This is a genomic window from Nocardia sp. NPDC052112 (assembly GCF_040680135.1).
Lineage (GTDB): Bacteria > Actinomycetota > Actinomycetes > Mycobacteriales > Mycobacteriaceae > Nocardia.
Window position 1 is genome coordinate 49,477 of record NZ_JBFAWD010000015.1, and the last position, 19,812, is coordinate 69,288.

Genomic DNA, 19,812 nt, shown 5'->3' on the forward strand with positions numbered 1-19,812 from the left:
TACACGGCATCACGATGTCTCGACGGAACCGGCCTACCGGGTGGATGCCAGAATTATGGGTCCGGTGATGCCGGTCCTGGAAGTTTCCCGCACCCGTGAGACGTTGCGGGTGCCTCCCGCCACCTGGCGTGGGAACCGGGTGGCGGGGGCGGTTGGGCTATTCGCGGGAAAGCATCGCGGCGGCTTCGCGTTCGAGGTCGACGTATGGTTCACCGCTGACGTCGACGGCGACCCGGTACAGGGTGGCGCCGGTGAATGTCCACGGCGCGGTGCCGAGGTAGTCGTCGGTGACGGGTTCTCCGGTGTCGCGACCGGCGCTGAGACCCTCGCCCGCGAGGGTGAATTTGCCGGGCTGAGTTCGGATCCGGCCCTCGCCGACCTTTCGGTCCCCGTAGAACAGGCTCAAGGTGCCGTGGGCGGTGCCGGGCGGGTCCTCACCGTCCTTGTCGAAAGAGGCGGCGAGGATGACGTTCTCGCCGGTCGGCAGGTCCTCGGTGGCGGCGATGCGCTGTTCCTCGCTGCCGAGGAAGTTGTACGCGTAGTGCAGCCGATTGTCCTTGACGTACAGCGCATGTCCGCCGAACCGACCGCCGTGCGCGAACAGCACACCGGTCGCATCCGGTCCGGGAATGTCGACGAGCGCCCCGATCGAATAGGAGCGGTTGCGGATGTTGACCGCCACCGACTCGGGAACCTCGGCCCCACCCGGCCGGTAGACGTACCGGTTGCGCGGCGGCGCGAGCTGTGGGCGCGGGGTGGTCAGCACCTCGACGGCGGACCGGTCGTCGAGCGGGAACGCCTGGTTGGCGCCGGCCTCGTGGAACCACAGCCCGACCAGTTCCGCGAGCCTTCCTGGCTCCTCGGCGGCGAGGTCGCGCAACTCCGACCGGTCGACCTGGGCGTGGTAGAGCTCCCAGGTGTCTTCTGAAAAGTGGCTCCAGCCGCTGACGGCGGGGTGCGTGGTGACGGCCTTCCAGCCGTCGTGCCAGATGCCGCGGGTGCCGAGCATCGAGTAGAACTGGGTGTGCTTGGCCGTCGGGATGGTCGCCGCGTCGAAGCTGTATCGCATGCTCACGCCCTGCAGCGGGAGCTGGGTGTACCCCTTGACCGTGGCCGGGAGTTCGATTCCGAGGCAGTCGAGCACAGTCGGGACCAGATCCACCGCATGGTGGTACTGGTCGCGGGTCTCGCCGCGGGCGGCGATCCCGGCAGGCCACGAGATGATGCACGGATCGCAGGTGCCGCCGTTGAACGAATACCGTTTCCACATCTTGAACGGGGTGTTGAACGCCATCGCCCACCCGTTCGGATAGTGGTTGTAGGTCTTGGTGCTGCCCAGATCGTCGAGCATCCGCAGGTTCTCGGCCATATCGTCGGCGATGCCATTGAAGAACTTGTTCTCGTTGACCGAGCCGTCGGGGCCGCCTTCGCCGCTGGCACCGTTGTCGGAGACCAGCATGACGATCGTGTTGTCGAGTTGTCCGATGTCGTCGAGGTAGTCCAGTAATCGGCCGATCTGGTCGTCGCAGTGCGACAGGAACCCCGCGTACACCTCCGCCATGCGGGCGAAGAGCCGCTTCTCGTCGGCGGAGAGGGTGTCCCAGGGGCGGGTGTAGTCCAGCGGTGGGAAGGGCTGGCCGTCGGGTCCGCTGCGCGTTTCGGGGGTGCCGATCGGATTCAGTGGCGGCAGTTCGGTGTCCTGAGGGACGAGTCCGAGCTTCTGCTGCCGCGCCAGGGTCTGCACACGCATGGCCTCGTAGCCGTCGTCGAACCGGCCTCGATACCGGTCGGCCCATTCCCGAGGCACCTGGTGTGGCGCGTGCGCGCAGCCCGGTGCGTAGTAGAGGAAGACCGGCCGGTCGGGAGCGATCGCTTTGACGTCGTCGATGTACTGGATGGCTTTGTCGGTGATGTCGACGCTGAAGTGGTAGCCCTGCTCCGGAGTGGTTGTTTGCTGTGTGGGGTGATTGTCGTGGACGAGATCGGGATACCACTGGTTGGTCTCGGCGCCCAGGAAGCCGTAGAAGCGTTCGAAGCCGCGGCCGACGGGCCAATTGCGCTTGGTCGAGGCGAGATTCATCTCGTCCTCCGGGCACAGGTGCCACTTGCCGACCATCGCCGTGCTGAAACCGTGTTCGACCAGAACCTCGGCGAGGGTGGCGCACTCGGGCGGGATGTGCCCGTTCGCACCCGGGAACCCGACGGCCGCTTCGCTGATGCAGGCCATCCCGTTGGTGGTGTGGTTGCGTCCGGTCATCAGGCAGGACCGGGTCGGCGAGCACAGGGCGGTGGTGTGCCACTGGCCGTAGCGCAGACCGTTCGCGGCGATCCTGTCGATGTTCGGCGTATCGATCGGCCCGCCGTAACAGCCGAGGGCGCCGAATCCGACGTCGTCGAGGACGATGTACAGCACATTCGGTGCGCCGGGCGGTGCTTTCGGTTGCGCGTACGGACCCCAGTCCGGGACGGAGTCGCGGATGTCGAGGTTGACTACACCCCTGAACGGTTTGGCCATGGCACGTCTCCTCTGTGATGCGTCCCCTTTCTCAGCCAAGCACTGGTCGTCAGTGATTGCCAGGGGGTTGCACGGGAGATCCGAACAGCGGGGTGTTGTCCGGCCCCGGCCTGGGTGCGGGCCAGGTCGGGGTGCGGATTACGGCTGCGCGAGGTTGGTCAGTAGAGGTCTTTGGACAGGACCGGCCAGGAGTTCTTGAGGTCGTCCTGCCAGTAGCCCCAGGTGTGGGTGCCGGTGGGTGGCAAGTCGAATGTCGCTGGAATTCCCAACTCGTTCAACCGGTTCTGGAGATTGTGCGAGCAGGCGCTCATCGCGGCCTCGATGATGCCGCCGACGACGACGTGGTTGGCCACGCTGATCGGGTTGTTCTTGTCGTCGCCCATGATGAACGGGTTGCCGGGGGCGTCATGTTCGCCGGGCAGACCGCCGCCTGCCGCGACCCAGAGGTTCGTGCCGCGCAGTTTGTCTGCGTGCAGGACCGGATCATTCGTTTGCCAGAGCGGGTTGTCGGCGGGTCCCCACATATTGTCCGGGTTACCGCCGCCCCACGTTTCCACCGTGGTCTGCACGAACTTCTGTCCGACCGGATCGCTGGTCTGCGCGCAGCCGCTGTAGGCGCCGACATTCTGGAACAGGCCGGGCTTGGTGATCGCCAGCATCAGGACCGATGTCCCGGCCATCGAGTAGCCGGCGATCGAATTCTTGCCGTTGGTGCCCAGTGCCGCATTGATGATCGGTGGCAGCTCCTCGGTGTAGAAGGTCTGCCATTTGTTGACGCCGAGTACCGGATCGGGTGCGCGCCAGTCGGCGAAGTAGCTCCACCGGCCACCGATCAGCTCGACGACGTTGATGTTCTTGTCGCCGAGGAATTCCTTGGCGTCGGTCTTCTCGTCCCATGAGGCATTGCCGTCGACCCCACCGCCGCCGCCGTTGACCAGATACAGCGTCGGGCGCGGGACCGAGTTGTCCGCGGGCAGATCCACCAGGAGCGGGAACGTCCGGTCCATGGCCTTCGAGTAGACCTCCAGCTGCAGCTTGCGGTCGCCACGGGTCTGCACGCTCTTGATGTAGGACCCGTCCGGTGCCTTGGCCGCGCTGTTGATCGGTGCGGCCGAGGCCACAGGCGCCCCCAGGCCCATTCCCGTGCCGACGACCGTCACAGCGGCGGCCGCCGCAACGAGATTTCTGAATCGCATACCGCGTCTCTCCTGAATATCGCACTCGCGCAATGCTTAAACCCGCTTGCTTATCCACCAAGCGGGCAAAACGTTACTCAGGGTAGATCGAATCGGACGCCGGATGCCCTCGGAAGCCCCCAGTCCCGGGGGGTTGCAGAATGGAGTGGTCGCCACCCCGGGCGACTGATGTTTTTCGGACACCCTCCCAGGGGCGGATCTGCATTCGCCGGAATTGTCTGGATTCGACGTGATTCGTCGGGATAATTCGCCGCCGAGTCATATCGCGTCCCGGCGCGAGGTGATCTTGGTTATCTCGATGACAGTCGTCGCGCAGCGTGCAGGCATTGCCGGGCCGCGCACCGTTTGTGCCGAACTTCACCCTCGGGCCGGCAATGTATCGACGATCGACCTCAACGGTGCCAGACAACGATCAGCTATCGCGTTTCGGCCGACCATCGGCCTGCCTAGGGGTTTGCGACCGGACTCAGGCAGCTGGCCGGTGGGTCGACGAACACACAGAACGCCGGGCCGCGGGTGGGCCGGTAATCGGCGGGCAGACCGCCTTCGGCGACGATCCGGGTGTAGGTGCCGACGGCGTCGGTCGGGCGGCGGGTGAGGGTCGGGTCGGTCCGCACGTCGACGGTGTAGAGACCGAATCGTGGCGTGTAGCTGCCCCATTCGTAGTTGTCGGTGAGGCTCCAGTAGTTGTAGCCGATGACGTTCATGCCGTCGGCCTTGGCGCGCTGTATCCAGTAGACGGTGTCGCGAAGGTGATCGCTGCGGGTGTAACCGTCGGCGCGGGGTATGCCGTTTTCGGTGGGCAGGCCGTTCTCCACGATGTAGAGCGGTTTGTTCGGAAGGCGGCGCGAATAGTATTGCAGCGCATAGTAAATGCCCTCGGTGCGTACCGGCAGCTCCCAGATGTGCTGGCCGGGCAGCTCCGGCATCGCCGATCCGATGGCCCTGGTGATGGAACTCAGCAGCGACCGCAGCGGATCGTAGGCGAAGTAGTAATCGACGCCGACGTAGTCGAGCCGGTCCGCGACGCGATCGACGAACGCGCCGTTGACCTGTGCCTCCGACCCGGCCACGTAGCCGACGTTGCTGGTCACCTGGGCGCCGGGCTGGACCTGGTGGATGTAGTCGTAGATGGCATTGTGGGCCTGCGCGACCCGGTCGAGCATCTCCGGCGCGCTCGCGGCACCCCGGCTGGTTTCGTGCACGATATAGGCGACCGGCTCGTTCACGGTGACCCACAGCGGATTTCGGGATGCGTAGCGGTCGACGACCGTGCGCATATTGGCCAGCCAATCCCCGACCATGCCCGGGTTGCGCCAGCCGCCGCGGTCGGCGGCCCAGCCGGGATAGACCCAGTGGTCCAGGGTGATCATCGGTCGCATTCCGGCCTGCGCGATCTTGGCGATCACCGCGTCGTAGAAACCGAACGCGGCGGCATCCCAGGTGCCCGGCGCGGGCTGCACACGGGCCCATTCGATCCCGATCCGGAACACCTTCACACCCAGCGCGGCCGCCAGATCGATATCGGAGGCGTATCGGTCGTAGAAGTCGACCGAATCGCGCAATTCCTCGGCTCCGGAGTTCGCGATGTAGCGCGTCCAGTTGCTGTCGGGCGCATGGCCCTCGGACTGGAATCCGGAAGACGCGACACCCCAGAGGAAATCCGAGTCCAGCGCCGGTAGGGCGGTCGCCCGGATCGGCGGGACAGCCGAGGAGTGTGCGCACAGCAGCAACGTCGACACCGCGGCGGCGAGCGCGGCCAGGATGCACCGATGGACCCGAGATCGCATCACCTCAGGGTAACTCGATCGCCGTCGGCGATGGACGGATCAGGAATGTTGGGGGGCAATCTGTTTCGCGTTCGGTCCGGCTCGGTTCACCGCGCCGTGGTGCGATGCCGAGCGGGGACCGAAAGCGATCAGGAATCGAGAAGCGCTGGTCACCGGATAGAAAATAGCGTTATCGCCATGAACATCACCGTTAACCAAGCCGCCATCGAATCCGTCATCCTCGAGGTGCCCGACACCGCGGCCGCAGCGGCCTTCTACGCCGCCGCGTTCGGTCTCGGCGACACGCTGCGCGTGCGGGCCTCGGACGCGCCGACGACCGGCTTCCGTGGCTACATCCTGTCGCTCGTGGTGTCGCAACCGAGTACCGTCGACAGCCTCATCGGCACCGCTGTCGCAGCGGGCGCGACGACACTGAAGCCCGCCAAGAAGAGCTTCTGGGGTTACGGCGGCGTGGTCCAGGCTCCGGACGGGGCGATCTGGAAGATCGCGACGTCGGCGAAGAAGGACACCGGTCCGGCGACCCGCGAGATCGATGATCTCGTGGTCCTGCTCGGGGTCGACAACGTGAAGGCGACCAAACAGTTCTACGTCGATCGCGGCTTGACCGTGGCGAAGAGTTTCGGCAGCAAATACGTCGAGTTCGATGCCGCGCCGTCCTCGGTCAAGCTGGCGCTCTACGGGCGCCGGGCCGCCGCCAAGGATGCGGGCGTGCCCGCGGAGGGCACCGGGTCGCACCGGATCGTCATCGGCGGCGGTATCGGGACGTGCACCGATCCGGACGGGTTCGCGTGGGAGGTTGCCTCGGCCTGAGTCGAGCGCCTGCCTACTTGGCGTCCCAGTAGCACTCCACCACCGCAGTCGTGAATGCGAATCGCACCGGTGTCGGACCGAAGGTGATCCGACCCGCGTTCTCCGCCGCGGTCGCGATCATTTCGGCGACCGTCGCGGCTTCCTCGGCGGGGCAGTGCACGATCACCTCGTCGTGCTGGAAGAAGACGAGTTCGGCGCGGAGCCCGGCGTGCGTCATCGCATGACGCACGCCCGCCAGTAGCAGCAGGGCCCAGTCGGCGGCGCTGCCCTGCACTACGAAGTTCCGGGTGAAGCGGCCGCGAGCGCGCGTCGCGGAGGTATTGGCATACCCGCCGGCAGGCTCCTCCTCGGCGGATAGGTCGGGCGAGGCGACGGAGGCCGGTGGACAGGTGCGCCCCAGCCAAGTGCGCACCAAGCGGCCCTCCTCGCCGGCGTGCGCCGCATCGTCGACGTAGGCCACCGCGGCCGGATAGCGTCGGCGGAGTTCGGCCATATGGGTCAGGGCATCGCCGGAGGTCTGGCCGTAAATGGCGCCGAGCAGGGCGATTTTGGCCTGGGCGCGGTCGCCGCCGAAGACACTTTCCGCCAGCGCCGCGTACAGGTCTTCGCCGCGACCGGCCGCTTCCATCAATCCCGGGTCGCGGGAGACCGCGGCAAGTACGCGCGGCTCCATCTGGTCGGCGTCGGCGACGACCAGACGCCATCCCGGATCCGCGCGTATCGCTTGACGGATCACCTTGGGGATCTGCAGGGCACCACCGCCGTTGGTGGTCCAGCGGCCGGAAACCGTGCCGCCGGGCAGGTATTCGGGACGAAAGCGGCCACCGTGTACCCACTGCTCGAGCCAGGACCAGCCGTGGGCGGTGTACAAGCGGTACAGCGATTTGTAGGCCAGCAGTGGTGCCACCGCGGGGTGGTCGATGCGTTGGAGTTCCCATTTTCGGGTGGAGGACAACGAGATTCCGACGCGGGCGAAGGCTCTGATGATGTCGTTGGGCAGGTCCGGCCGGACCCGCACACCTGCGCCGAAGGCCCGCGACACTTCGTCGGCCAACTCCGCCATCCGGCGCGGTTCCAGCCCGCCGGGAAAGCGTTCACCGAGCAGGTTGTCCAGCAATTCGCGGTGGACATCGGCGCGCCAAGGGATGCCGGTTCGCGACATTTCGGTGGCGACCAGCATGCCCGCCGATTCGGCGGCGAGGAGCAGTCGCATTCGCTCCGGATGTTCGGTCTTCGCCGTGCGGGCCAGCTGGCCCGCGTAGACCTCCAGTAGGGCGCTGAACTCGTCGGTACCGGGTGGCAGCGGTACCGGACCCGATTCGAACAGCGACGGCTGGGTCTCGGCGGCGCGTGCCGGCGCGTCCGGCGGGACGGGCAGGTTGTGCAGTCGCGCCCAGGCCGCCGCCAGCGAGCGGGCCTGGCCCGACTGGCCCTGTTCGTGACCGATCAGCAGCGCCTCCGCGGCCTGCACGTCGTAACAGCGCTCGACCCGCACGCCGGCCGCCAGCAACGGTCGGTAGATCTCGGCCGTGGATCGCCAGACCCACCGCTCGACCTCGGGACGCGTGCGCACGGCCTCGGCGAGCGATGGCTCGTGCAGCACCGGTCCGGCGGGCCGACCGTCCTGATCGAGCGGACACAGGCGTGCACCTCCGTCGTCTGTTTCCGCCACGGCCCATCGCACGTACCCGAGTCTCGCACCGGCATCCGACATCCCCTCGACCAACTGGAGTGTCCGTTCGGTCACCGTGGACCGACCGGCGCGAACATCGACCGAGGGATCAGTCGGCCACGGTCAGGCGCATCCGGTGATTCCGCCGTCGAGCGGGATGACGGTGCCGGTGAGGAAGCTGCCCGCGCGCGAGGCGAGGAAGGTGACCAGTCCGGCGATATCGTCGGGCCTGCCGATGCGACCCAAGGGGACCGTCTGCGCGATGTGCGCGCGGGCGGCGTCGGTATCGAGCAGGAAGGCGGTCATCTTGCTCTCGAACGGGCCGGGCGCGATGGCATTGACGGTAATCGCCTCGGCGGCAAGGCGTTTGGCGAGGTGGCGGGTAAGCATGTGGACTGCGGCCTTGCTCGCGCTGTAGCTGTAATTCTCCAGCTCGGGGGTGCGGATGCCGTCCACCGAGCCGATGTTGACGACACGGGCCGGGTCGTCCGTTTCGGCGGCGGCGCGCAGCAGTGGCAGCAGTGCGACGGTCAGGTGGAAGACGCCTTCGACATTGGTGTGGATCACCCGATCCCATGCGGCGGGCGGGAATTCGTCCAGCGGTGCGCCCCAGGTCGCGCCCGCGTTATTGACCAGGATGTCCAGCCGGTCGAACCGGGTGGCGACCGCCTCGGCCAGAGCGTGCGCTCCCGACGGGGCGGACAGGTCGGCGGTGAGCGCCACACAGTCGCCGTGCGTGGCCAATTCGCTTGCCGCCGCGGTGATATCGGCGCTCTTGCGGGAGGCGATGATCACCCGTGCGCCCCCGGTGAGCAGGCCGTGCGCGATCATGAATCCGATGCCGCGGGACCCGCCTGTCACCAGTGCGGTCTTGCCCTCGATGTCGAACAGTCCTGTGGTCATTCGAGTCCACCTCTCTCAACTCGCCGTGGCGACCTGACTATCGACACAGCGTCGTCGAGTTGTGTCAACTCCGGATCGAGGGTCAGCGCCCCGACTGCGCCGCCGCCGCACGGCTGTCGAGCTGTGCCAGCGATAGCGGATGGCGCGGTGCGGAATCCAGCAGGGTGCTGGATCGGACGTACAGCTGGTCGTCGACGTGTATCAGTTCACCGGGTGCGATTGCGCGCCAGCGTGGGTCCTCATCGGTGCGCTCGCTGGCCACGACGACCGCGGGGAATTTGCTGAGGTGTCCGCTGCGGGTTCGGATGCCGGCCCGTCCGGCCTGGTCCAGATGCCGATCGCCCTGCGGGCCGCCTGCCGCGCGTTCGAGGACGAACAGGCTGTGCGTATCCGGATATCGAAGTGCCCACAGGTCCGTCGACGTGGTGAGCACCAGGTTGAGTGCGTAGACCGGCAGCCGGTCCGCGATCCACCGGACCGCGTCGATGATGCCCGCGGCAACGTCGCCGCCGTGCCGGTCGGTGCGCTGGGTGATCAGGGCGAAGAATCGTTCGGAATCGGTGTCGCCGTGCACCAGATCGAGGTAGTCGCCGAGTTCGGAATCCAGTTCGTCGAGGCCCTGCAGCACGCCGTTGTGGGCGAACAGGCGGCCACGCTGTTCGAACGGGTGGGTGTTGCGGGGCTGCAGGGCGCCGGTGGTGGCGTAGCGGATGTGCGCGACGAATGTCATCGATTCTCGTTCGCGCGCCTCCCGGGCGAATTGGACGTCCTCGTATGCGGCGATCGGCTGCTTCTCCACCAGTGGTGCTCCGTCGGCGGCGAAGGTGCCGAGGCCGACGCCGTCGGGTTCGCGTCTGCTCTGTATCGACAGACTGTCCGGCGCATCCAGTAACCAGAACGTGGCCCGCACTCGCCGCGGTGCGGCTGACAATCCGAACAAACGACACATGGGGACTCCTGCCTGAGCGTTGTCCGCGTGTGATGCGTGTCCTGCGATCGTAGTCCCCCGGGTCGTTCGGTCGGGTTCGGCGTCGCAGTGGGCGGTTTCGACGCCGAACCCGAGCGGTTGCGCGACCTTCGTCGGCTCAGTTCCTGGCGAGTGCTTCGCCACGGATCCACTGGAGCAACGTGGGGTTGTCGACGGTGGTGATGACGCCGATGGTGGTGCGGCGGTAGCGGTCGTCGTCCACTAGGGCGAGCAGGCTCGCGGCCAGGTCGGCTCGGGCGGTGAATCTGCCGTCGGCGTGGCCCTCGACGACGGTGTAGTCGGTGGCCGACGGCAGATGGTAGAGCCCGCTCGGGCGCACGATCGTCCACTCCAGATCGGTGGCGCGGATCAGCGTTTCCATCCGTCGCATGTCGTCGTAGAGCGTTTTGCCCGCCACCCGTGTCACGTATGGCAGTAGTACGCGGTTGAACAGGAATCCGCCGTCGGAGTACGGGTGCGGGTCGACTCCGCTCGAGCTGACGACGGCGAGCCGACGCACCCCGTGCCGTTCCATCGCGGCGACGATATTGGCCACACCGCGCGAATAGGTACTGATGGGTTCCTTTCCGGCGGGCACTCCGAGTGTCGACAGCACCGCATCCCGATCCGCGACGGCGGCGTCGACGGCGGCCGGATCGAGCACGTCGGCACCGACCACCTCGAGCCGATCATGGTGCAGCGGAAAGGAATCCGGTTGTCGGGTGACCGCGGTGAGGTGATGTCCGGCGGCGAGTGCCTGTCCGGTGAGCAGGCGGCCGGTGGGGCCATTTGCGCCGAAGACGGTGATCCGCATGGCTAGGACACCTGCTGGTAGACCGACCGCAGCGGGGCGAGCGCCGCTGCCCAGGCCAGGAGCTCGTCGACCAGCCCGTATGTCGCCGCAATGTGCAGCTCACGCGGCTGGAAGTCGGTGAAGTTCACGAAGTCATCGCTCAGTGTGAGCGCCAGCTGCGGCCCGATATCGGCCATGCGCAGCACACCCGCCTGCGCGCGCAGCTTCTGCACCGCCATGACCGCGCCGTAGATGCCGTAACCGACGTAGGCGACCGGCTTACCGCCCCACTCCCGGTGGAGGTAGTCGACGGCGTTGGTCAGGGAGGCGGGCGGGGCGGTGTTGTACTCGGGCGTCACGAAGATGAAGGCGTCGTAGGAGTCGATCCGCTCGGACCATCGCCGGGTGTGCGGCTGTTGGCCCCCCGGCGCCCGGAGCGCGGGGATGGGCTCGTCGAGCAGCGGCAGCCGGTATTCCTGCACGTCCACGAGCTCGAAGTCCACGGTGTCGCCCGCATGTTCGGCGGCCCGGTCCCGTACCCATCGGGCCACGCGCTCGCCATTGCGGCCGGGCCGGGTGCTGCCGATGATGATGCCGATCTTCATAGTCCATTCTCCTGTGGTGGGTGTTGATCAGAAGCTGGAAACGCCTGCGCGGGCCGAGGCGAACGCGCTGTGGGTGGCCATTTCCTTGAGTGCGACGGCGGTGCGTCCGGCGAAGTAGGCGCGCCGGACCGTGTCGTCGGTGTGGGTGAACTGGGCTACCGCGTCCTTCCTGCCCAGCGACAGGCCGCGGCTGAAGTACGGGAAGGAGTGCGGTTTGGGCTTGCGGCCCGCGAGCAGGCGCGCGAAGTTGTCGGCCGCGTGAATGGCCTGTGGCAGTGCGGTGTAGCAGGCGAAACGTGCTCCCGGCACAGCGGCGCAGTCACCGACGGCGAAGATCCGCTCATCGCTGACGCTGCGCAGGAACTCGTCGACGACCGCCCGTCCGCGCGCGTCGACTTCGAGACCGCTGCGCGCCGCGAGGTCGGGAACGCTCGAGACGATCGCCCACAGGGTCAGCTCCGATGCCATATCGCGACCGGAGCGCAGCCGCACGACGCCGTCGAATTGTCCTGTGCCCGAACCGACTTCGGCCACCTCGTCGTCGACGATCTCGACGGTCAGCCGCTCCAGACCGGCGCGGACCCGCCGGTAGGCCCCATCGGAAAGGCCCCCGGCCACCGCGGAACCGACCACCCGTACTCGCAGATCCGGTCTGGCCTCGGCGATTTCGGCCGCGGTCTCGATGCCGGTCGGACCACCTCCGACGACGGTGACCTGGTCACCCGAGGTGAGCGCCGCCAGCGCCGCGCGAGCCCGCTGCGCGCCTTCCCAGATGCCGACGGGCACGGTTCCCGGCAGCGGCGCCACCGTGCTGCCAACGGCAAGAAAGGCGTAATCGAAATCGATCCGCTCGCCGTCGGTGCGGGTGACGGTGCCGTCGCCGATCTTGTCGACGGTGCCGACCTGCGCCGTGATCCCATCCCGCAGTACCTCCGCGAGAGGTGTTGCCGCCGAGTATGTTCCCGCGATCTGCTGGTGCAGCCGGACCCGCTCCACGAAGTCCGGGCGCGGGTTGATCACCGTGACCTGGGCATCCTTGACCTTTCGTGCCACCCGGTTCGCCACGAGCGTGCCCGAGTAGCCGCTGCCGACTACGACGACTTGCATGTCAGCCTCCTGCTTTGGTGAGTGGACGAACACAAGACGCTCGCGGTCGCGGCCTTGTGACGGCCGCGGTGATGTGATGTGCGTCACTGGCCGTGGATGTCACAAAGTGGGCGGGATCGGCGTCTCGTGGGTATGGCACAGTCGACAGCGAGGTCCGCAATGAGCGAACGAACGACCGACGCGGGCGAACCCGGCCGCCCGGACCCCGCCACCGAGGCCTTCCTCGCCCACCGCAAGCTGCTGTTCACCGTCGCCTACGAGATGCTCGGCTCGGCCGCCGACGCCGAAGACGTCCTGCAGGAAACCTGGCTGCGCTGGGCGGATGTCGACCGGGCCACCGTGCAGGACCAGCGTGCCTACCTGGTCCGGATCACCACCCGCAAAGCACTCGACCGATTGCGCGCCCTCGACCGGCGCAAGGAGTCCTATGTCGGCCCCTGGTTGCCCGAGCCGCTGCTCACCGCCCCCGATGTGGCCGACGATGTCGAGTTGGCCGACAGCGTCTCGATGGCCATGCTGCTCGTGCTCGAGACGCTCACTCCGACCGAGCGCGCGGTGTTCGTACTGCGCGAGGTCTTCGATCTGGCCTACGACGAAATCGCCGAAGCCGTCGACAAAAGCCCGGCCGCGGTCCGCCAGATCGCCCACCGCGCACGGGCGCACGTCGCCGCGCGTCGACCGCGCGGCGTCGTTTCCTCGGCCCAGACCCGTGACGCGCTTGTGGCCTTTCAACACGCGGTCGAAACCGGCGATATCCAGAGCCTGCTCGAAATACTCGCGCCCGACGTGGTCGCCCTCAACGACGGTGGCGGAATCAAACGCGCCCTCTTATACCCGGTCGTCGGGGCCGACCGAGTCGCTCGGCGGTTCGCCGCCTACTGGAATACGATCGGCGCCGCCGCGACACTGCAACCGACCCAGGTCAACGGCTACCCGGCGCTGATCATCCGGCTCAACGGGGAACTCGACAGCGTAATGGCGGTACGCATCGACGACGGCCGCATCAGCGGCATCTACACCGTGCGCAACCCGCACAAGCTGTCACATATGCAACACGAAACCCCGCTGCACCGCTGAAAGATCAACTGGTGGAGACGATCTCGGCCCGCCGATCGCGCGCCGCGCAGTCCGGGCTCCGATCGATAATCTGAGCCTGCGGGGGGCGCGCGGCTACGACTGGCTCATCGCACGTCTACTGATCGATGGCGGTGTCACCCTCCGTCGCGCGATTGTGGGTGAGCTGGGTCCCGACGCACTGACCGCGCCGGCGCGTCTGCTGTCCGCGCTGGCAGATAGTGGCGATATCGCGGGTGCCGTCGCAGGAGGTGGACAGTTGTTGCGTGACATGTACCAGGTCTGTGGACGCGATCGTCCGATGACGAAACAGCTCCGCGATGATCTGGCCCGGTGGGGCAGGCAGATGAGTGGCTGACGTGCATCCCACCAGCCCCTTATCAAGGGGGCGGTGGTGCCCGCTGGCGGGCTCGTCCAGCACCCGTATGGCTGATTACCCGAAATCGCGCGCCAGCACGGCACGGGCGCGCGCACCGGCCAAGAGCAGTCCGGCTTCCCGACGGAGCTTGCCGAGTTGACGACGCTGCTCGGCGTCGGGGGCCGTCGTCGCGAGTTCTCGGTCCAAGGAACCGAGGGCCGATTGCAGCCCACCTACCGTCTCGACAGTTGCCCCGCTTTCTAGATTTCTCGTTTCCTTGATGAGCTGGGTCAGTCGACCTTCCAGACTGAGCATTTCGCCTCCTGAGCGCGCACAGCTGCATGTCCGTCGGCGCCGCCGAAGTTGGTCCGCCGATTCGACAAACCACATCTATTGAGCCGTTAAATAACGGTACATCAAATGATGGAATGGTGGAAGAGGTTGGTACCGCTCCGAATTCATCGCGCTATCGGACAATGGGGGCGGTTGGTGATCACTCCTCCGGTCCGATGGGAGCCAGCGCCGTGCACGATGATCGTCGGTTGATCGAAGACCGTCTCGGGCGGGTTCTCACGGAGCGGATCGTTCCGGCGATCTATCCGGAGTCGGTGCCCTTGCGGGCATCGATCTGGGTCGCGCCGGATGAACCGGTGCCGGTCGCCGAGGGCTTGGCCGCGCCTCGGACACCCATCGCATCCGGTGCCAGGTGGGGCGCACCGTGGGGGACCAGTTGGCTCACGGTCGAGGGCGCGGTGCCTGCCGAGTGGGCGGGTAGCACCGTCGAGGCGATCATCGATCTCGGATTCGACCGGAACATGACAGGTTTCCAGTGCGAGGGTCTGGTCTATCGGGCGGACGGAGCGCCGGTGAAGGGGCTGCACCCGCGGAACCAGTGGGTGCGGGTGGCGTCCCCGGCGATCGGTGGCGAGCAGGTGCTGTTGCACGTCGAGGCGGCTTCGAACCCGATCATTCCCTTCTTTCCGCCGACCGCTCTCGGTGCCGAGTCCACCGCCGGTAACGAGCCGCAATACCGGCTCGGCCGACTGGATCTCGCGATTTTCGACGACGAAGTCTGGCAGCTGGTACAGGATTTGGAGGTACTCGGCGAGCTGATGCACGAGATGCCCGAGGAACCCGCCCGCCGCTACGACATCGTGCGTGCGATCGAGCGTGCGCTCGACGCCGTCGATCTGCAGAACGTGAACGCCACCGCCGCGGCGGCACGCGCCTGTCTGGTCGACGTGCTCGCCAAGCCCGCGGCGCCTTCCGCGCACACCATTTCCGCTGTGGGGCATGCGCATATCGACACGGCGTGGCTGTGGCCGCTGCGCGAGACGGTGCGCAAGGTCGCGCGCACGACCTCGAATATGACCGCGTTGCTGGCCGACGAGCCCGAGTTCGTCTATGCGATGTCCCAGGCCGCGCAGTACGACTTCATCAAGCGGCACCGTCCCGAGGTTTACGAGCGGGTCAAACAGGCCGTATCGGCGGGACGGTTCGTGCCGACCGGCGGTATGTGGGTCGAGTCGGATACGAATATGCCCGGCTCGGAGGCGATGGCGCGGCAGTTCGTGCACGGTAAGCGGTTCTTTCTCGCGGAGTTCGGTGTCGAGAACGAAGAGGCATGGCTGCCCGACACGTTCGGATTCGCTGCCGGACTGCCGCAGATCATCAAGGCTTCCGGCTCGAAATGGCTACTGACACAGAAAATTTCGTGGAGCCAGCGCAACAAGTTTCCGCACCATACCTTCCTGTGGGAGGGGATCGACGGAACCCGGATCTTCACCCACTTTCCGCCGGTCGACACCTACAACTGCTCGATGCACGGACGTGAGATCGCCCATGCCGCAAGGAATTTCAAGGACAAGGGTCGTGCGTCGATCTCGCTCGCGCCGACCGGCTGGGGTGACGGTGGCGGCGGCACGACACGGGAGATGATCGCGAAGGCCGCCAGGATGGCCGACCTGGAGGGCTCGCCGAAGGTGTTGTGGGACTCCCCATCCGGCTTCTTCACCAAGGCCGAAGCCGAGTACGAGAACCCGCCGGTGTGGGTCGGGGAGCTGTATCTGGAGTTGCACCGTGGCACATTGACGAGCCAGGCGAAGACCAAGCAGGGCAACCGGCGCAGTGAGCATCTGCTGCGGGAGGCCGAGTTGTGGGCTGCCACCGCGGCGGTGCGGAAGCGGCTCGAGTACCCGTACGCGGCATTGGACCGGATCTGGAAGACGGTGCTGCTGAACCAGTTTCACGACATTCTGCCCGGCTCGTCGATCGCATGGGTGCACCGGGAGGCGGAGCAGACGTACGCGGCGGTGGCCGAGGAGTTGACGGCCATCGTCGAAAGGGCGCAATGGGTGCTCGGCGGTGAGGGGGTGGGACCGAATGTGTTCAACCCGACGCCGCACACCTGGCGATCGGTTCCGGCCGGCGCGGCGGCCGCGGTGGCTTCGGGCGGTCCGTGCTCGGTGGGCGAGCGCGCGAGTGGTGGGTTCGTCCTCGACAATGGTCTGGTGCGGGTCGAAGTGGACGCGCGCGGTCTCGTCGTATCGGTGTTCGACCTGGCGCATCGGCGCGAGACGCTGCCACCGGGTTCGGCGGCGAATCTGTTGCAGTTGCACCCGGATCTCCCGAACGCTTGGGACGCGTGGGATGTCGACCTGTTCTATCGAAACCGGGTGACCGAGCTGACCGAAGCGGAATTCGTTGTGGCAGAAATGGATTCGCAGAACTCGGCAGTGGTGCGGGTCGGCCGCTCGTTCGGGTCTTCCACGGTCGAGCAGGCCCTGACATTGCGGGCGGGCGCCCACGGTCTGGATATCGACACGACCGTCGACTGGCATGAGACCGAGAAATTCCTCAAGCTCGCCTTCCCCCTCGACATCCACGCCGACCGCTACGCATCCGAGACGCAGTTCGGGCACGTCTTCCGGCCTACCCACACCAACACCAGCTGGGAGTACGCGAAGTTCGAGGCCTGCAATCACCGGTTCGTCCATTTCGCCGAGCCCGGCTGGGGTGTGGCGCTCGTCAACGACTCGACCTATGGCCACGACGTCACCCGCACCGTTCGAGCCGATGGCGCAACGACGACGACACTACGGTTCTCGCTCTTGCGGGCACCACGGTTTCCCGATCCGGACACCGATCACGGCACACACCACTTCCGGCACGCACTGATCCCCGGCGCTTCGATCGGGGATGCGGTATGTGCCGGCTATCGCATCAACCTCACAACCTCGCGCCCCGGTGTCGCCGAACCCGTTGAGCCACTGTTCATTATCGACAACGAGGCCGTAGTGACCAGCGCGGTAAAACTCGCAGACGACGGCAGCGGCGATGTCGTACTCCGCGTGTACGAGGCCCACGGTGGCCGAGCCTCGGCCCTGGTAACCCCAGGCTTCGATACCGCCGGATTCCAGTTCTGCGATCTGCTGGAACGACCGCTGCAAGCCGACCCCTCCGCTGTCCCCGAGGGCACGGGAGTTCGCTTACGGCTACGACCTTTCCAACTCGTCACCCTCCGCTTCGCCACCGAGTCGACGGCACCCGGCAGGAAGCCCGAACCGACTGGCCTCGGATAGATCTGGACAGATGAGCTGGCTGCGGTGCGCACGTGCTCATCTGACCAGGCTGTGGGCCTGTTATTCGGATTCGGGGTGCGGTGGGGCGGGGTGGGTGCTTAGGCTCACTGAGCTTATTTATTCGAATGCTGGAGTTTTCGATGACGATGCCGTCTTCGGCGCACGGCGGTGCACCGTTCACTTCGCCGATTGATACGGATGGGCCGCGGGTGGCGTTGTACACGTCGGAGTTCGCGGCGGATCCGCATCGTGCGTATCGGGATATGCGGGAGCGGTACGGGGCGTTGGTGCCAGTGGATCTGGCGCCGGGCGTGCCCGCCACCTTGGTGGTCGGCTATTACACGGCATTGCGGATCTTCAATGATCCGGATCATTTTCCGGCCGATCCGCGCACATGGCAGCGCGGTGTCGCCGCCGACTGCCCGGTGCTGCCGATGATGCAGTGGCGGCCGAATGCCCTGCGCAATGCCGGTGAAGCGCATGCCAGGTATCGGCAGACCAATGTCGCGGGTCTGGAGAAGGTCGATCAATACGACCTACACGATACGGTGGCGAAACTCGCACTTCCGCTGATCAATTCGTTCTGCGCCGACGGGACGGCGGATCTGGTGCGCCAATACGCGTTTCCACTCGCCTTCGCGGTGTTGAACGCGATGCTCGGATGTCCGGCCGATATCGCGCAGCAGGCCGCCACCGGTATGGCCGCGATCTTCGAGGGTGTGGACGCCGAGCACGGCAACCAGTTGCTCGTGGGGGCGATGCTGCAATTGACCCAGCTCAAGCGCGCCGAGCCCGGCGATGACGTCACCACCCGGATGCTGCGGCATCCGGCGGCGCTGAGCGATACCGAGATGGTGCACCAGCTGGGCACGCTGTACGGCGCGGGCATCGAACCGCAGCAAAATCTGATCGTCAATACCCTGCTGCTGATCCTCACCGACGAGCGGTTCGGCGGCAGCGTGCTCGGCGGGAGCCTCTCGACCAGGGACGCACTCGACGAAGTGCTGTTCAACAATCCGCCGATGGCTAACTTCTGCATCACATTTCCGCGCCAGCCGATCCTGATCGACGATGTCTGGCTACCCGCTCATCAGCCGGTCGTCGTCAGCATTGCCGCCTGCAATACCGATCCCGCGATTATCGCGGATAAATACGCGGGCAATCGCTCCCATCTGGCCTGGGGCGCCGGACCGCACGTATGCCCCGCGAATTCGATGGCCTACCTGATCGCACAGGACGCCATCGACCAACTACTCGACGCGCTGCCCGAGATCCGCCTGGCCGTGCCGCCCGATGAGCTGACGTGGCGGCCGGGACCGTTCCACCGGGCACTCACCGCACTTCCGGTCGCCTTCCCGAAATCCCCGCCACTGCGCTCCTAGGACCGTTGGTGCCTTCCCGGCGCGCGCTGGTCGTGCCAGGCTCGGCATATGCGATTGAGTATTTGCCTTGCCGATTTCACCTGGCCGGACTCGCCGGATGGGATCGGGCCGCGGGTCGACCGTATCGTGCGCGCCGCCGATCAGTCCGGGGTCGACTCGGTATTCGTCATGGATCATCTGTTCCAGATCGGTTCGAACGGTCCGGCGGAGCACGACATGCTCGAGGCGTACGCCGCCCTGGGATATATCGCGGCGCGGACCGAGCGCGTTCGGTTCGGCGCCTTGGTCACCGCCGTCAGCTACCGGGATCCGGGTCTGCTGGTCAAGAGCGTCACGACCCTCGATGTGCTCTCCGGTGGCCGCGCTTGGCTCGGCATCGGTGCGGCCTGGAATGGCGATGAAGCCGCGGGGCTCGGGCTGTTCTTCCCGCCGACCTCCGAGCGGTACGAGCGACTGGAGGAGACCCTGCGGATCGCGAAGCAGATGTGGACGGGCTCGGAAAAGCCGTTCCACGGCCGGCATTACACGCTCGAACGTCCGCTCAACGTCCCCAACGCGCTGTCCCGCCCGCATCCGCCCATCATGATCGGCGGCCAAGGCGAACGGAAGACCTTGCGCCTGGTCGCGCAATACGCCGACGCCTGCAACCTCTTCGGTGAATCCGTCGATACCGTCACGGCCAAACTCGAGGTCCTGCGAGGACACTGCGAAGCCGTCGGCCGTCCGTACCAGGACATCGAAAAGACCATGGTGGGGTACTGGTATCCGGAGAAATCGGTTGCGGAGCAAGCGGATTCATTCGCCAGCTTCGCCGAGGCGGGCATCCAGCACATCGTACTCGGCCGCCGGGGTCCTTTCGTGGACGAGGACTTCGAGCAGATTCCCGAACTGGTGCGCGCGGTCGCCGACCTCTGATTTCGATCAGCCGATCGAAGCTGGGAATGGTAGAGCTCGCGGTTGTGGATGAAGGTGGCCCGGTCCACGGTGTCGTCCACCGGGAAATGCCGGTGGTAGACATCGAAGTAGCCGGGCAGATGGTCCTCGACGAGGGTGATGAAC

Annotated in this window: 16 protein-coding genes; 6 read left to right on the forward strand and 10 right to left on the reverse strand. The window is 66.4% G+C overall.

Translation table 11 applies throughout. The annotated features are described in order from the left end of the window. Positions 1-157: 157 nt before the first annotated feature. From AB0L58_RS26765 to AB0L58_RS26775, 3 genes are all read right to left on the reverse strand, one after another. Positions 158-2,515 carry an arylsulfatase gene (locus tag AB0L58_RS26765; protein ID WP_364390547.1) on the reverse strand — a complete coding sequence of 786 codons (2,358 nt, stop codon included), beginning with the start codon at positions 2,513-2,515 and terminating at the stop codon, positions 158-160. A 158-nt stretch (positions 2,516-2,673) separates the two neighbouring features. Continuing rightward, entirely contained in the window at positions 2,674-3,711 is a 1,038-nt protein-coding gene (locus tag AB0L58_RS26770) for an alpha/beta hydrolase family protein (protein WP_364390549.1), read from the reverse strand. A gap of 446 nt (positions 3,712-4,157) precedes the next feature. Further along, entirely contained in the window at positions 4,158-5,501 is a 1,344-nt protein-coding gene (locus AB0L58_RS26775) for a family 1 glycosylhydrolase (protein ID WP_364390550.1), read from the reverse strand. 177 nt (positions 5,502-5,678) lie between these two features. Here AB0L58_RS26775 and AB0L58_RS26780 point away from each other — a divergent pair, with 177 nt between their 5' ends. Continuing rightward, entirely contained in the window at positions 5,679-6,311 is a 633-nt protein-coding gene (locus AB0L58_RS26780; protein WP_364390552.1) for a glyoxalase, read from the forward strand. Between the two features lie 13 nt (positions 6,312-6,324). On the opposite strand, the gene AB0L58_RS26785 is transcribed toward AB0L58_RS26780, so the two are convergent. The 6 genes from AB0L58_RS26785 to AB0L58_RS26810 form a co-directional block, all read right to left on the reverse strand. Then, positions 6,325-8,058 (reverse strand): bifunctional 3'-5' exonuclease/DNA polymerase, encoded by a 1,734-nt coding sequence (locus tag AB0L58_RS26785; protein WP_364390553.1) that lies wholly within the window; start codon positions 8,056-8,058, stop codon positions 6,325-6,327. Positions 8,059-8,106: 48 nt separating this feature from the next. Then, positions 8,107-8,886, reverse strand: a complete 780-nt coding sequence (locus tag AB0L58_RS26790) for a glucose 1-dehydrogenase (RefSeq protein WP_364390554.1) — start codon at positions 8,884-8,886, stop codon at positions 8,107-8,109. Between the two features lie 82 nt (positions 8,887-8,968). Next, positions 8,969-9,835: a class II glutamine amidotransferase gene (locus AB0L58_RS26795; RefSeq protein ID WP_364390555.1), complete on the reverse strand. Its 867-nt coding sequence runs from the start codon at positions 9,833-9,835 to the stop codon at positions 8,969-8,971. Between the two features lie 136 nt (positions 9,836-9,971). Further along, positions 9,972-10,667 carry an NAD(P)H-binding protein gene (locus AB0L58_RS26800; RefSeq protein WP_364390556.1) on the reverse strand — a complete coding sequence of 232 codons (696 nt, stop codon included), beginning with the start codon at positions 10,665-10,667 and terminating at the stop codon, positions 9,972-9,974. Between the two features lie 2 nt (positions 10,668-10,669). After that, entirely contained in the window at positions 10,670-11,251 is a 582-nt protein-coding gene (locus AB0L58_RS26805) for an NAD(P)H-dependent oxidoreductase (protein ID WP_364390558.1), read from the reverse strand. A gap of 27 nt (positions 11,252-11,278) precedes the next feature. Beyond that, positions 11,279-12,358 carry an FAD-dependent oxidoreductase gene (locus AB0L58_RS26810; RefSeq protein WP_364390559.1) on the reverse strand — a complete coding sequence of 360 codons (1,080 nt, stop codon included), beginning with the start codon at positions 12,356-12,358 and terminating at the stop codon, positions 11,279-11,281. A 159-nt stretch (positions 12,359-12,517) separates the two neighbouring features. On the opposite strand from AB0L58_RS26810, the gene AB0L58_RS26815 reads away from it, so the two are divergent. Next, positions 12,518-13,435, forward strand: coding sequence for an RNA polymerase sigma-70 factor (locus tag AB0L58_RS26815; protein ID WP_364390560.1), 918 nt, complete (start codon positions 12,518-12,520; stop codon positions 13,433-13,435). Positions 13,436-13,589: 154 nt separating this feature from the next. Beyond that, the gene (locus AB0L58_RS26820) at positions 13,590-13,790 is read left to right on the forward strand and encodes a hypothetical protein (protein WP_364390562.1); all 201 of its coding nucleotides are present in this window, start codon (positions 13,590-13,592) and stop codon (positions 13,788-13,790) included. A gap of 75 nt (positions 13,791-13,865) precedes the next feature. Here AB0L58_RS26820 and AB0L58_RS26825 read toward each other — a convergent pair whose 3' ends face one another. Then, positions 13,866-14,105: a hypothetical protein gene (locus AB0L58_RS26825; RefSeq protein ID WP_364390563.1), complete on the reverse strand. Its 240-nt coding sequence runs from the start codon at positions 14,103-14,105 to the stop codon at positions 13,866-13,868. Positions 14,106-14,314: 209 nt separating this feature from the next. Here AB0L58_RS26825 and AB0L58_RS26830 point away from each other — a divergent pair, with 209 nt between their 5' ends. From AB0L58_RS26830 to AB0L58_RS26840, 3 genes are all read left to right on the forward strand, one after another. Beyond that, positions 14,315-17,371 (forward strand): glycoside hydrolase family 38 C-terminal domain-containing protein, encoded by a 3,057-nt coding sequence (locus tag AB0L58_RS26830; RefSeq protein ID WP_364390728.1) that lies wholly within the window; start codon positions 14,315-14,317, stop codon positions 17,369-17,371. A gap of 140 nt (positions 17,372-17,511) precedes the next feature. After that, positions 17,512-18,753, forward strand: coding sequence for a cytochrome P450 (locus tag AB0L58_RS26835; RefSeq protein WP_364390565.1), 1,242 nt, complete (start codon positions 17,512-17,514; stop codon positions 18,751-18,753). Positions 18,754-18,801: 48 nt separating this feature from the next. Continuing rightward, entirely contained in the window at positions 18,802-19,668 is an 867-nt protein-coding gene (locus AB0L58_RS26840) for an LLM class F420-dependent oxidoreductase (RefSeq protein WP_364390567.1), read from the forward strand. Positions 19,669-19,812 lie beyond the last annotated feature (144 nt).